Raw genomic sequence first — 12,043 nt, 5'->3', positions numbered from 1 at the left:
TCTCAGATGGGTTGGAGCTTGCGCAATTCAACTGGTTCACGCAACAGGCTCGCTCACGCACTGCAACGGATGCCCGGCCTGGTGTGCCGCCTCCATCACCTGATTGACTTTGGTGGCCGCGAGGTCGCGGGAATAAACCCCGCAAACGCCGCGCCCGTCGAGATGAATCTTTAACATGATCTGGGTCGCGGTTTCGCGATCCTTGTTGAAATATTCTTGCAGCACGACGATCACGAACTCCATGGGCGTGTAGTCGTCGTTCAGCATGACCACCTGGTACATCTGGGGAGGCGCGGTTTTTTGCGGCCGCCGCTCCATCACGACCGAATCTCCGTCATCCCCGGCCGGTTTCTGGGCCGGCGGAGTGCTGGGAGTCTTTGGAATTCTCGTTGCCATAAAAAAGATTCTATAGAGCGTGCAAGCAACGTGCCGGCGCAAGAAGACTTGGTGGCGCATATTCGACAAATCAAGGGCCTTGCGCCGTGTGCGACAGCACGAAGGCTTGAAAAATTCAAGCCTCCGCGGGATGCCTCAGGAATATTGCATGGCTGCGGCTCGGAAGACCCGCCCGCCCGGATCCGGGGAATCGATTTCCTCGTCGACCGAGAGGTTTCAGGCCCCACGGCAGGCCACCTCCGGAGCAAGGTGTACCGGCCTGTCCCGACTCTGCGCACGCCATGGACCGGCCCGGCCTGGCGAGAGGAAAAACCAAGAAAAAGCCCTCGAGACCGGAACGATCCCGAGGGCCATGGCTTCCCGGCGCCTGGGGCGCCAGAACGCTATTGCTCGCGCAATTACATGTTGTCGATCATGACCTGGCCGAAGCCCGAGCAGCTCACCTGCGTGGCGCCGTCCATCAGGCGGGCGAAGTCATAGGTGACCTTCTTGCTGGCAATCGACTTTTCCATCGAGCTGATGATCAGGTCGGCTGCTTCGGTCCAGCCCATGTGGCGCAGCATCATTTCGGCCGAGAGGATTTCGGAACCGGGGTTCACGTAGTCCTTGCCGGCGTACTTGGGAGCCGTGCCGTGGGTGGCTTCGAACATCGCGACGGTGTCGCTCAGGTTCGCGCCCGGGGCAATGCCGATGCCGCCGACCTGGGCCGCCAGCGCGTCGGATACGTAGTCGCCGTTGAGGTTGAGCGTGGCAATGACGCTGTATTCGGCGGGACGCAGAAGAATCTGTTGCAGGAACGCGTCGGCGATGCTGTCCTTGACGGTGATTTCCTTGCCCGTCCTGGGGTTCTTGAACTTCATCCAGGGGCCGCCGTCGACCAGCTCGGCACCGAACTCCCTGGCTGCCAGGGCGTAGGCCCAGTCGCGGAAGCCACCTTCGGTGAACTTCATGATGTTGCCCTTGTGCACGATGGTGACGCTGGGCTTGTCGTTGTCCACGGCATATTGCAGCGCCTTGCGAACGAGGCGCTCGGTGCCTTCCTTCGAGACGGGCTTGACGCCGATGCCGGAGGTGTTGGGGAAGCGGATCTTCTTGACGCCCAGTTCGTCCTGCAGGAACTTGATGAGCTTCTTGGCCTTGTCGCTTTCGGCTTCGAACTCGATGCCGGCGTAGATGTCTTCCGAATTCTCGCGAAAGATGACCATGTTGGTCTTGTGCGGCTCGCGCACCGGGCTTGGCACGCCTTCGAAGTACTGGATGGGGCGCAGGCAGACATACAGGTCGAGTTCCTGGCGCAGCGCGACGTTCAGCGAACGGATGCCGCCGCCCACGGGCGTGGTCAGCGGGCCCTTGATGGAAACCACGTAGTCGCGCACGGCGTGCAGCGTTTCTTCGGGCAGCCAGACATCGGGGCCATACACCTTGGTCGACTTTTCGCCGGCATAGACTTCCATCCAGTGGATCTTCTTCTTGCCGCCGTAGGCCTTGGCCACGGCCGCGTCCACCACCTTGAGCATCACCGGGGTGATGTCCAGACCCGTGCCGTCGCCTTCGATGAAGGGAATGATCGGCTGATCAGGCACATTGAGCGAGTTGTCTGCGTTGACCGTGATCTTCTGGCCTTCGGCCGGGACTTTGATGTGCTGGTAGCTGGACATGAGGGGGAGTGACTCCGGGGGTGACGTAATTCAGGAGACTGTCTGCGAATTCAGACAACGATGGGAATCGCTGTACAGCCCGCGAACAAATCGCTGTACATTTTAGACGCAACCCATCAGCTGGCGTTTGTCAACCCGCGAGGCAACGACCTCGTTAGTGGCTGACCTTCTGCTCGCCGGGAGGCGTTTCCAACCAATTCTCGATAGAGGAATCATCAATGAGCAAAATTCTCGCAGTCATGATCGCTGGCCTGTTCGCCGCTGGCGCCTACGCCCAGAACCCCACCGGCACCACGCCTGAGCAAGGGAACGCCACCAACAGCAAGCCCCAAGCACGCGCTGAAGCCAAGAAGGAAGCCAAGCCCGCTGGTAAGGTGGCTCCTCCCGCCGGCGACATCGCCAAGACGCCTGAAGGCGGCGCGGTCGGCACCGACAAGGCTGCAGTTGCTGGCGAAAAGCGCGCCGAAACGCGCGACCAGCGTCGCCGCAACAAGGACGGCAGCGTCAAGCGCAAGTCGACCCAAGGCGGCACGCCCCAGTAAGTCGGCCTCGTCCGTACAAGAAAGCGCTCTCCGGAGCGCTTTTTTTTGCCTGCCATGGCACAACTGCTGTCAACCGGGGCAAGCGGCTGACGCGTTGAATGTCGACCTTCCACCGGGAGGTGATCCATATCAACAATCTCAAAGGATGTTTCATGAACAAGCTGCTCGCAGCCCTCGTCGCCGGTCTCTTCGCAGCCGGTGCATTTGCGCAAACCCCGCCCGCTCCGGCGCCGGCCGCGCCTGCCGTGGTCCACAAGGCTGCGCAACCGGTGAAGCACGCCGTCAAGAAGCACAAGGTTCGCCACCACGTGGCCAAGGCGCACGTCGCCAAGAAGGTGTAAGCTGCCACGCTCACCGGCAATGCCCGCATCAGCGGGCATTTTTATTGGCTCCGCGCCCTTGAACCCGCCCTGAAGGAAGCCTTCCGATGTTTCAGCGTTTTGCCGCCCTGCTCCTGCTTGCCGCATCCGTGATGGGCGCCGCACAGGCCCAGCAGCAACCCCAGACCGACCTGCAACGCACCAAGTTGTCCGTTGGCTTGTACAAGATCGATGCGCAAGTCGCGCAGACACCCCAGCAACGGGAGATCGGCCTCATGTTCCGCAAGGAAATGCCGCAGGCCGAAGGCATGATCTTCGTCTTCGATCAGCCGGCCACCCAGTGCTTCTGGATGCGCAACACGCTGCTGCCGTTGACGGCCGCCTTCGTGGCGGACGACGGCCGCATCGTCAACCTTGCCGACATGCAGCCGATGACCGAGAACTCGCACTGCTCCGAAGAGCCGGTTCGCTTCGTGCTCGAGATGAATCAGGGCTGGTTTGCCAAGAAGAACATCAAGAAAGGCGCCAAGCTGGGCGGCGAGCTGTTCGCTGCTTCCAAGCGCTGAGTTCCGCCTGCCTTCTCTTCAGACCACGAAAAAGCCGACCCTGAGGTCGGCTTTTTCAATGAGGAATCCGGTTCAACCGAAGTTCTTGGCGGCGAAGTCCCAGTTGGCCAGCTTGGCCAGGAAGGTCTCCACGAACTTGGGGCGCAGGTTGCGGTAGTCGATGTAGTAGGCATGCTCCCAGACGTCCACCGTCAGCACCGGGGTGTCGCCGGTGGTCAGCGGCGTGCCCGCGGCACCCATGTTCACGATGTCCACCGAGCCGTCGGCCTTCTTCACCAGCCAGGTCCAGCCCGAGCCGAAGTTGCCCACGGCCGACTTCACGAAGGCTTCCTTGAAGGCGTCGTAGCTGCCCCACTTGGCATCGATGGCCTTGGCCAGCGCGCCGGTGGGAGCGCCGCCGCCCTGGGGCTTCATGCAGTTCCAGAAGAAGGTGTGGTTCCAGATCTGGGCGGCGTTGTTGTAGATGCCGCCGCTGGACTTCTTGACGATTTCCTCGAGGGTCATCGACTCGAACTCGGTGCCCTTTTGCAGGTTGTTGAGGTTCACCACGTAGGCGTTGTGGTGCTTGCCGTAGTGGTACTCGAGGGTCTCCTTCGAGTACTCGGGTGCCAGCGCGTCGAGGGCGTAAGGCAGGGGTGGGAGCACATGTTCCATGGTTTTATCTCGTGGGTTGGTTGCGGGGAATAGAGGATTCTAGAAAGGAATCAGGCGCCCGGCGTCGGACGCGTTCCCGTTTTGCCGGGCGTCACGGTCAGGTCGACCGAGCCGTCGGCGAGCCGTGCAACCACGGCGTCGCCCGGATTCAGTTTTCTTGCGCTGACGATCGCGCGGCCATCGGCGCCGGTGAGCCAGGCATAGCCGCGCTGCAGCACCAGCGCGGGGTCGAGCAGCTTGAGCCGCAGTGCCACGCGTTCGAGCCGATCGCGCCGCTCTGCCAGCGCACGCTCGAGCTTGCGAGGGAAATCAACCGAGATCGACCGCGGCACATGGGCCAGGCGCTCTGTTCTCGACAGCACCGCATAGCGCAAGCGCTGCGAATGGTGCGCGAGCCGAAGCTGCTGGCGTGCCACCAGCGTCGAGGGCCGCCCCAGGCGTGACGCCGCCTGGTCGAGGCGCTGGCCCAGCACATCGAGCCGGGTGTCCAGCGCACCCTGCAACCGTTCGCCCAGAAGATCGATCGCGCCAAGCCACATTGCCTGCGGCGCACTGACGAGTTCCGCCGCAGCAGTGGGCGTGGGCGCGCGCAGGTCGGCGCAAAAGTCGGCAATGGTGAAGTCGGTTTCATGGCCCACGCCGCAAATCAGCGGCACCGGGCTTTGAACGATGGTGCGGGCCAGTGTTTCGTCGTTGAAGGCCCAGAGGTCTTCGATGGAGCCACCGCCGCGCACCAGCAGGATCACGTCGACCGCCGGTTCCAGGGCGAACAAGGATTGCAGCGCGCGCACGAGTTCCGTAGGCGCACCGGCGCCCTGCACTGCCGCGGGCGCCAGGACCACCGGGATGTGAGGCACGCGGCGCCGCAGGGCAGTCACCACATCGTGCAGCGCCGCGGCACCCAGCGAGGTCACCAGGCCCACCGCGCGCGGCATGACCGGCAGCGCCCTCTTGCGCTCCGCATCGAAGAGCCCTTCGGCTTCGAGCCGCGCCTTGCGTTGCAGGAACTGCTCGAACAGCGCGCCTTGTCCCGCACGTTGCAGGCTTTCGACCACCAGTTGCAGATCGCCGCGCGGTTCGTACACCGCCAGGCGGCCGCGCACCTCGACCTGGTCGCCGTCGCGCGGAGAAAAATCGAGCAGACCGGCCGCGCGCCGGAACATCGCACAGCGCAGTTGGCCGGAATCATCCTTGAGCGCGAAATAACAATGTCCGCTCGACGCGCGCGAAAAACCGGAAATCTCGCCGCGCACCGCGACCGGATTGAAGCGCGCATCCAGCGCATCGGCGACCGCGCGGCACAGCGCGCCGACAGGCCAGATGCGCGGGCCCGGTGTGGTGTTGGAATCACGCAAATTCACGAAACGCCCGAATAGCGGGTGACCACTCTTCCACAGTGGGGCGACAAGCCCCCGTGCCCAATCCCCCATACGGGACAGGCGCACGGTTTGTCGTGCAAGCTGTTGATTTCATTCAGAAAACTGCTGCTCAAAATTCAGTCGATCTAATGGGAAGCCCACGCCATGCGGGTCGGGACACGTTGCCCAGCAGGTTAATCACAAAGTTATCCACAGAATCTGTGCGTCTTTGCTTACAAACAAACAAGGCGCGTGGCGATGGTGGGCTCGGTGGATAATCGCCGCGCATTTGCAGTCTATTCGGGGCCGGAGGATTCCTTGTTTTCCATCATAGTTGCCGCGGGCTGGCCCATCTGGCCATTGCTCGCTTGTTCGATCATCGCGCTCGCGCTGGTTATAGAACGTTTCACAAGTCTTAAAACCGTCAAGGTCCTGCCGCCCAAGCTGCTCGATGAAGCCATGACGGTGTCGCACGGTTCCGTGCCGGGGCCCGACGTGGTGACCAAGCTCGAGCGCAATTCGATGCTCGGGCAAGTGCTGGCCGCGGGCCTTCGCGCCCTCAACGCCAATCCACGCTGCACCGAGGACGACCTGCGCGCGGCCATGGAAGCCTCGGGACGCACCGTGGCGCACAAGCTGGAGCGCTACCTCCCCGCGCTGGCCACCATCGCTTCGGCTGCGCCGCTGCTCGGCCTGCTGGGCACGGTGATCGGCATGATCGAGATCTTCGGCTCGCAATCGCCCGCAAGCGGTGCCGTGGGAGCGGGGAATCCGGCGCAACTGGCGCACGGCATTTCCATCGCGCTGTACAACACGGCGTTTGGCCTGATCGTGGCCATTCCGACCTTGATCTTCTGGCGCTATTTCCGCAGCCGGGTCGATGAATACCTGCTGAACCTCGAACTCTCCGGCGAGCGCTTTGCCCGCCACCTGAACGCATTGCGGAAATGATGGCCCCCACGCTTGCCACTGCGTGTGCTGCACTGTCCAGCAGAGGCTCGCCATGACCCGCGGCCGCATGCAGTTTCGACATGGCGCGCGCGATGAGCCTGAGATCAACCTGATCCCGTTCATCGACGTGCTGCTGGTCGTCCTCATCTTCCTGATGCTGTCGACGACCTACAGCAAGTTCACCGAGATGCAGTTGCGCCTGCCGACGGCGGACGTCGACTCGCAACGCGACTACCCCAAGGAAGTGATCGTGGCGGTGTCCGCCGACGGCCGCTATTCGATCAACAAGACGCCCCTGGCAGACCGCAACGTGGCGACGGTGGCCGCCGCGCTGGGTGCGGCAGCCACGGGCGGCAAAGACAGCGTGGTGATCATCAGCGCCGACGCCAGCAGCCCGCACCAGTCCGTGATCACGGTGATGGAAGCCGCACGCCGCGCGGGCCTGGTGCAGATCACCTTCGCAGCCCAATCGACGGCCCAAGCAGGGCACTGAGCGCCGTTGCAGGGCCGCAGCACTCCCGGCAACAGCAGCGCGACCAGCGCGCCCGCTTCGCGGCTGCAGCGTGCCTGGCTGCGCCGCGGTGCGTTGGCTTGCCTGTTGTGGCCGCTGTCGCTGCTCTATGCGGCGCTGTTCGCGCTGCGGCGCTGGATTTATCGGCAGGGTTGGCTAAAGACGGGGCGTGCGCCGGTGCCGGTCATCGTGGTGGGCAACGTCATTGCGGGCGGCGCGGGCAAGACACCGGTGGTGATGGCCGTGGTTCGGCATCTGCAGGCCCGCGGCCTGCGCGCCGGCGTGGTGTCGCGCGGCTACGGCCGCCGCACCGACGACTGCCGTGAAGTGCGGGGCGAAAGCGATCCGCAGGATGTTGGCGACGAGCCCGCGCTGATCCGCCGTGCCACCGGCGCGCCCGTGTTCGTGGCGCGGCGCCGCATCGAAGCCGCGCGCGCCCTGCTCGCCCGGCACCCGGCCACGCAGGTCATCGTGAGCGACGACGGTCTGCAGCACCTGGCGCTCGCGCGCGATGTCGAGATCTGCGTGTTCGACGATCGCGGCGTGGGCAACGGCTGGCGGCTGCCCGCAGGCCCCTTGCGCGAGCGCTGGCCGCGCCCGTGCGACCTGGTCCTTCACAGTGGCGAACATCCGGCGTTCGAGGCCGGCTACACCGCCACTCGCGCCCTGGCGCAAGATGCGGTTGCGAGCGACGGAAAACGCACGCCGCTCGATGCCCTGGCCGGCAAGCCAGTAATCGCGCTTGCGGCCATTGCGCGGCCCGAGGCCTTCTTCGACATGCTGCGCGCGCGCGGCCTCATCCTGGCGGAGACCATCGCGCTGCCCGATCACTTCGACTTCGACGGCTGGCAGCGCCCTTCCGATCGTGATTTCCCTCTGGTCTGTACCGAGAAAGATGCCGTCAAGCTCTGGCGGCAGGCCCCGGATGCGCTGGCCGTGCCGTTGCACTTCGTACCCGAGCCGCGATTCTTCGCGGCGCTCGATGCGAAGCTATCATCGCTCGATGGATCCCAAGCTGCTTGAACTGCTCGTCTGCCCCGTCACCAAGGGCCCGCTGACCTGGAACCCCGAGAAGCAGGAGCTCTGCTCGCGCAGCGCACGCCTGGCCTACCCGGTGCGCGACGGCATTCCCGTGCTGCTGGAGAACGAGGCGCGCACGCTGTCCGACGAAGAGCTGGGGCTGTGAGCGCCGCGCCAAGGGAGCACCAATGAGCTTCACCGTCCTGGTGCCGGCCCGGCTGGCTTCGACGCGGCTGCCCAACAAACCGCTGGCGGACATTGCCGGCCTGCCCATGGTGGTGCGCGTCGCCCAGCGGGCGAGCCAATCCGGCGCGGCGCGCGTGGTGGTTGCCGGAGACGATCCTTCCATCGTGGCGGCCTGCACGACACATGGCGTGCAATCCATCCTGACTCGGCAGGACCATCCCAGCGGCACCGACCGGCTGGCCGAAGCCTGTGAGCAACTGGGCCTGGACGGCGACGATATCGTCGTCAACGTGCAGGGCGACGAACCGCTGATCGACCCCGCCCTGATCGATGCGGTGGCCTCTGCGCTGGTGGCTCACCCGGAAGCCGCCATGAGCACGGCGGCCCACGAAATCGATTCGCTCGACGACTTCCTGAACCCGAACGTGGTGAAGGCCGTGCTCGACGCACAGGGCAACGCGCTCTACTTCAGCCGCGCACCCATTCCGTGGTGGCGCGACGGCTCCGCCGGTGGTGCGCCGCCGGGCGTGCTGCCCTCGCCTGCGCCGCTGCGCCATATCGGCATCTACGGATACCGCGCCGGTTTCGTGCGCAAGTTTCCTTCGCTCGCGTCCGCCCCCATCGAGGCCACCGAAGCGCTCGAACAATTGCGCGCGCTGTGGCATGGTCATCGCATCGCCGTGCATGTCAGCCAGGCCGCTCCCGGCCCGGGCATCGACACCCCGGAAGACCTCGCCCGCGTGCGCGCAGTCTTTGCAGCCCGGCCGGCACCCTGAGGCGCATTCACGCCCGTGGCGATTAACGGGAATTCTTCACGCTTACGCATGCTATCCTCGACGCAATTCCGCCTTGTACGGCTCTTGGGCCGGCGCTGGGCGCGACACAAGATCTAAGAACCGTCCGAGGACACCATGAGACTAATTTTGCTGGGCGCGCCCGGGGCGGGCAAAGGCACGCAAGCGGCTTTCATCTGCCAGAAGTACGGCATTCCTCAGATTTCGACCGGCGACATGCTGCGCGCCGCCGTCAAGGCCGGTACACCGCTCGGACAACAGGCCAAGGCCGTCATGGAATCGGGCGGCCTGGTGAGCGACGACCTGATCATCAATCTCGTGAAGGAACGCATCGCGCAACCCGATTGCGCCGATGGGTTCCTCTTCGACGGCTTCCCGCGCACCATTCCGCAGGCCGACGCCATGAAGGCAGCCGGCGTCAAGCTCGACTACGTGCTCGAAATCGACGTGCCGTTCGGCGACATCGTCGAACGCATGAGCGGCCGGCGCTCGCACCCGGCATCGGGCCGCACCTACCACGTGAAGTTCAACCCGCCGAAGGTGGAAGGCAAGGACGACGTCACGGGCGAAGACCTGATCCAACGCAAGGACGACGAGGAAGAAACCGTGCGCAAGCGGCTCGAGGTCTACAGCCAGCAGACGCGTCCGCTGGTCGACTACTACTCGGCCTGGGCCAAGGCCGATCCGGCCGCAGCGCCGAAGTACCGCGCCATCAAGGGCGTCGGCACGGTCGAAGAGATCACCCAGCGCGCCCTCGCCGCACTGAGCAGCTGAACGCGCGCCGCCATCAGGCGGCAGTGGCTTCGAGCAGCTCCAGCATCAAGGCGATGCGTGCCTTGACGGGCGTCAGGGCACCGGCGTCCCGCAGAAGATCATCGGCTCTTGGCAGGATGCGCCCGCTCGCGCAGCGCGTGGCGCGCAGCACGGCCACTCCCGCATCCTGGGCGCGGAGCGCGGCAGCCTCCAGCGCATGGTGCACCGTGCCATTGCCGGTCGCGGCCAAAACCAATCCTCGAATCGGCTCGGGCACGCCGGCTGCGCACTCCTGCAGCAGCAGGTCGACCATGGCGCCGCTCGCGCCGGCATGGCTGGTAACGATCTCGACCCTGGGCCAGCGCATTGCGGCGCCTGCCTTCATTACGGGAATCTTCGAAGCCCCGCTCACCGGCAATTGCGGCCAGTCGCGAAGAAGCCGCACCGCCCCCTCTTCCACATAGCCGATCGGGCCTGCATCGCCCGATGAAAACGCATCCGGGCGATAGGTGTGCGCTTTCTGCACATCCAGCGAACCGTGGACCGTGCCCGCGCAGACCACCGTCACGCCCTGCGCTCCCGGCGTGGCCGCAACGGCAATGGCATCGCGCACATTCTGCGGACCGTCGGGCGAAAGAGAGCTCGCGGGGCGCATGGCACAGGTCAGCACCACGGGCTTGCCAGGTGCAAGCACCGCCTGGAGAAAGTAGGCCGTCTCTTCGATGGTGTCGGTGCCATGCGTGATCACCACGCCCGCCACGTCGGCCTCGGACAGCCAGAACGCGCAGCGCTGCGCAAGTTGCAGCCAGACATCGAAGCCCATGTCCTTGCTGTCGAGCTGCGCCACCTGCTCGGCTTCGAGCGCCACGCCATCGGGCGCATCGACGCCGCCGAGCAAATCTGCCACGCCCACTTGCCCTGCGGTGTAGCCGATGTTGTCGCCGCCGTTGGCGGCGCGGCCCGCGATGGTGCCGCCGGTGCCCAGCACCACAACGCGACGCAGGCTGGACGAAAGGGAATTGACCATGCTTGCCAACTTTTAAAAACTGGTTAAAAATACAGGTACTGGATATTCAGCCAGTGCCGCAAGGAACCACATATGCAGTTCGCCGTGAAGCTTACCGCCCGCCAGCAGCAAATCCTGGACTTGATCCAGAGCGCCATCGCCCGTACCGGTGCTCCGCCCACGCGGGCCGAAATCGCCAGCGAGCTGGGCTTCAAGTCGGCCAATGCCGCCGAGGAGCACCTGCAGGCGCTGGCGCGCAAGGGCGTGATCGAACTCGTCAGCGGCACCTCGCGCGGCATTCGCCTGAAGGGCGACGCGCTGCGCTCGCTCAACGAGTCGCGCAACAACCAGTTTTCCCTTTCGCTGCCCGGCATGGCGCAGCTTGCGCTGCCGCTCATCGGCCGCGTCGCGGCGGGTTCGCCTATCCTCGCGCAAGAGCATGTCGACCAGACCTACTACGTCGAGAACACGCTGTTCCAGCGCCAGCCCGACTACCTGTTGAAGGTGCGCGGCATGTCCATGCGCGACGCCGGCATCATGGACGGCGACCTCCTGGCGGTGCAGGCCACCAAGGAAGCGCGCAACGGCCAGATCGTGGTGGCCCGCCTCGGCGACGAGGTCACGGTCAAGCGCCTCAAGCGCAACAAGCAGGTCATCGAGCTGCACGCCGAGAACCCCGACTACCCGACCATCGTGGTCCAGCCTGGCGAACCCTTCGAGATCGAAGGCTTGGCGGTCGGCCTCATCCGCAACACCATGCTGATGTAGGCCCTGCGGCCTGCCGAAAGCAGCACCCCATCCGGCCGCAACAGGTGGCGGGCGTATGGCGCAAAGTCGCCATCACCCTGTTGCGTCCCTTCAAAGAAATCCTGCCTGTGTTCAACCTCAGACTTTTTTGGAGTTCACATGGGAATCGCCCTCCTCACCATCGTTGATTTGTGGATGCCGCTGCAATCGCTGGCAAGCCGCCTGCTGCCGGCGCGCCGGCTCCGCCACCGCGACAATAGTGGTAGCGCGTCCGCAGGACTGCGCTACGTCGCGGTACGGCCGGCCTGCACGGCGCGGCCCCACGGCGCCGCGGCACCCAAGGCAGCGCAAGCACCCCGGCCGCTTCGCGTCATTCGCGTGGTCGACGGGCCCCAGGGCGAAAAGCGCAGCACCAATCGCATGGTGATCTCGGGGCGCATGGCCGACGTCTGCGCCGAACTCGACCGGCTGGCCGCGCTCGAGGCCATGGAAGCGGCCAGCACCGCACCACGCGCCACGCGCCTGCACTGAACCCGTGCAAGCCCCGGTGACCATGGCCCGGGGCGGGTATCCAAACGTTC

General features: G+C 64.9%; 16 protein-coding genes. 11 read left to right on the top strand and 5 right to left on the bottom strand.

The genetic code is table 11. The annotated features are described in order from the left end of the window. Positions 1 to 36 precede the first annotated feature (36 nt). Together clpS and icd are read right to left on the bottom strand one after the other, a co-directional pair. Entirely contained in the window at positions 37 to 396 is a 360-nt protein-coding gene (gene clpS / locus ACAM55_RS10505; protein WP_369655952.1) for an ATP-dependent Clp protease adapter ClpS, read from the bottom strand. 398 nt (positions 397 to 794) lie between these two features. Continuing rightward, entirely contained in the window at positions 795 to 2,054 is a 1,260-nt protein-coding gene (icd, locus tag ACAM55_RS10500) for an NADP-dependent isocitrate dehydrogenase (protein ID WP_369655951.1), read from the bottom strand. A 218-nt stretch (positions 2,055 to 2,272) separates the two neighbouring features. On the opposite strand from icd, the gene ACAM55_RS10495 reads away from it, so the two are divergent. From ACAM55_RS10495 to ACAM55_RS10485, 3 genes are all read left to right on the top strand, one after another. Next, positions 2,273 to 2,596 carry a cell envelope biogenesis protein TolA gene (locus tag ACAM55_RS10495; RefSeq protein WP_369655950.1) on the top strand — a complete coding sequence of 108 codons (324 nt, stop codon included), beginning with the start codon at positions 2,273 to 2,275 and terminating at the stop codon, positions 2,594 to 2,596. Between the two features lie 152 nt (positions 2,597 to 2,748). Beyond that, the gene (locus ACAM55_RS10490; protein ID WP_369655949.1) at positions 2,749 to 2,937 is read left to right on the top strand and encodes a hypothetical protein; all 189 of its coding nucleotides are present in this window, start codon (positions 2,749 to 2,751) and stop codon (positions 2,935 to 2,937) included. A gap of 86 nt (positions 2,938 to 3,023) precedes the next feature. Continuing rightward, positions 3,024 to 3,482 carry a DUF192 domain-containing protein gene (locus ACAM55_RS10485; protein WP_369655948.1) on the top strand — a complete coding sequence of 153 codons (459 nt, stop codon included), beginning with the start codon at positions 3,024 to 3,026 and terminating at the stop codon, positions 3,480 to 3,482. A gap of 72 nt (positions 3,483 to 3,554) precedes the next feature. On the opposite strand, the gene ACAM55_RS10480 is transcribed toward ACAM55_RS10485, so the two are convergent. Further along, positions 3,555 to 4,136, bottom strand: coding sequence for a superoxide dismutase (locus ACAM55_RS10480; protein ID WP_369655947.1), 582 nt, complete (start codon positions 4,134 to 4,136; stop codon positions 3,555 to 3,557). 50 nt (positions 4,137 to 4,186) lie between these two features. After that, a complete protein-coding gene (gene xseA, locus ACAM55_RS10475; protein ID WP_369655946.1) occupies positions 4,187 to 5,497 on the bottom strand; it encodes an exodeoxyribonuclease VII large subunit in 1,311 nt (436 codons plus the stop codon). 315 nt (positions 5,498 to 5,812) lie between these two features. Here xseA and ACAM55_RS10470 point away from each other — a divergent pair, with 315 nt between their 5' ends. The 6 genes from ACAM55_RS10470 (at position 5,813) to adk (ending at position 9,730) form a co-directional block, all read left to right on the top strand. Further along, the gene (locus ACAM55_RS10470) at positions 5,813 to 6,445 is read left to right on the top strand and encodes a MotA/TolQ/ExbB proton channel family protein (RefSeq protein ID WP_369655945.1); all 633 of its coding nucleotides are present in this window, start codon (positions 5,813 to 5,815) and stop codon (positions 6,443 to 6,445) included. Between the two features lie 52 nt (positions 6,446 to 6,497). Next, on the top strand, positions 6,498 to 6,938 hold the full coding sequence (locus tag ACAM55_RS10465; RefSeq protein ID WP_369655944.1) for an ExbD/TolR family protein: 441 nt from the start codon (positions 6,498 to 6,500) through the stop codon (positions 6,936 to 6,938). 6 nt (positions 6,939 to 6,944) lie between these two features. Next, a complete protein-coding gene (gene lpxK, locus ACAM55_RS10460; RefSeq protein WP_369655943.1) occupies positions 6,945 to 7,979 on the top strand; it encodes a tetraacyldisaccharide 4'-kinase in 1,035 nt (344 codons plus the stop codon). Beyond that, the gene (locus tag ACAM55_RS10455) at positions 7,960 to 8,142 is read left to right on the top strand and encodes a Trm112 family protein (protein ID WP_028260080.1); all 183 of its coding nucleotides are present in this window, start codon (positions 7,960 to 7,962) and stop codon (positions 8,140 to 8,142) included. The genes lpxK and ACAM55_RS10455 overlap by 20 nt, the downstream gene beginning before the upstream one ends. A 22-nt stretch (positions 8,143 to 8,164) precedes the next feature. Next, positions 8,165 to 8,938, top strand: a complete 774-nt coding sequence (kdsB, locus tag ACAM55_RS10450) for a 3-deoxy-manno-octulosonate cytidylyltransferase (protein WP_369655942.1) — start codon at positions 8,165 to 8,167, stop codon at positions 8,936 to 8,938. A gap of 135 nt (positions 8,939 to 9,073) precedes the next feature. Further along, complete coding sequence (gene adk / locus ACAM55_RS10445) at positions 9,074 to 9,730, top strand: adenylate kinase (protein ID WP_369655941.1); 657 nt, start codon at positions 9,074 to 9,076, stop codon at positions 9,728 to 9,730. A gap of 13 nt (positions 9,731 to 9,743) precedes the next feature. Here the strand turns inward: adk and ACAM55_RS10440 are convergent, their stop codons facing one another. Further along, positions 9,744 to 10,736 carry an asparaginase gene (locus tag ACAM55_RS10440; protein ID WP_369655940.1) on the bottom strand — a complete coding sequence of 331 codons (993 nt, stop codon included), beginning with the start codon at positions 10,734 to 10,736 and terminating at the stop codon, positions 9,744 to 9,746. Between the two features lie 72 nt (positions 10,737 to 10,808). On the opposite strand from ACAM55_RS10440, the gene lexA reads away from it, so the two are divergent. Further along, positions 10,809 to 11,483, top strand: a complete 675-nt coding sequence (lexA, locus tag ACAM55_RS10435) for a transcriptional repressor LexA (protein ID WP_369655939.1) — start codon at positions 10,809 to 10,811, stop codon at positions 11,481 to 11,483. 138 nt (positions 11,484 to 11,621) lie between these two features. Beyond that, positions 11,622 to 11,993, top strand: a complete 372-nt coding sequence (locus ACAM55_RS10430) for a hypothetical protein (RefSeq protein ID WP_369655938.1) — start codon at positions 11,622 to 11,624, stop codon at positions 11,991 to 11,993. Positions 11,994 to 12,043: the final 50 nt, after the last annotated feature.

The sequence above is a fragment of the Variovorax sp. V213 genome, from assembly GCF_041154455.1.
Taxonomy (GTDB): Bacteria; Pseudomonadota; Gammaproteobacteria; order Burkholderiales; family Burkholderiaceae_C; genus Variovorax.
The sequence above is the reverse complement of the archived record's forward strand: the minus strand, read 5'-3'. Positions and strand labels throughout refer to the sequence as shown.

Bases quoted from the DNA above. Each gene is read 5' to 3' on its own strand.
- ACAM55_RS10465 (WP_369655944.1), top strand. From the start codon at position 6,498: ATGACCCGCGGCCGCATGCAGTTTCGACATGGCGCGCGCGATGAGCCT.
- ACAM55_RS10480 (WP_369655947.1), bottom strand. From the start codon at position 4,136: ATGGAACATGTGCTCCCACCCCTGCCTTACGCCCTCGACGCGCTGGCA.
- icd (WP_369655951.1), bottom strand. From the start codon at position 2,054: ATGTCCAGCTACCAGCACATCAAAGTCCCGGCCGAAGGCCAGAAGATC.
- ACAM55_RS10440 (WP_369655940.1), bottom strand. From the start codon at position 10,736: ATGGTCAATTCCCTTTCGTCCAGCCTGCGTCGCGTTGTGGTGCTGGGC.
- ACAM55_RS10490 (WP_369655949.1), top strand. From the start codon at position 2,749: ATGAACAAGCTGCTCGCAGCCCTCGTCGCCGGTCTCTTCGCAGCCGGT.
- ACAM55_RS10430 (WP_369655938.1), top strand. From the start codon at position 11,622: ATGGGAATCGCCCTCCTCACCATCGTTGATTTGTGGATGCCGCTGCAA.
- lexA (WP_369655939.1), top strand. From the start codon at position 10,809: ATGCAGTTCGCCGTGAAGCTTACCGCCCGCCAGCAGCAAATCCTGGAC.
- adk (WP_369655941.1), top strand. From the start codon at position 9,074: ATGAGACTAATTTTGCTGGGCGCGCCCGGGGCGGGCAAAGGCACGCAA.
- ACAM55_RS10455 (WP_028260080.1), top strand. From the start codon at position 7,960: ATGGATCCCAAGCTGCTTGAACTGCTCGTCTGCCCCGTCACCAAGGGC.
- ACAM55_RS10495 (WP_369655950.1), top strand. From the start codon at position 2,273: ATGAGCAAAATTCTCGCAGTCATGATCGCTGGCCTGTTCGCCGCTGGC.
- ACAM55_RS10485 (WP_369655948.1), top strand. From the start codon at position 3,024: ATGTTTCAGCGTTTTGCCGCCCTGCTCCTGCTTGCCGCATCCGTGATG.
- clpS (WP_369655952.1), bottom strand. From the start codon at position 396: ATGGCAACGAGAATTCCAAAGACTCCCAGCACTCCGCCGGCCCAGAAA.
- kdsB (WP_369655942.1), top strand. From the start codon at position 8,165: ATGAGCTTCACCGTCCTGGTGCCGGCCCGGCTGGCTTCGACGCGGCTG.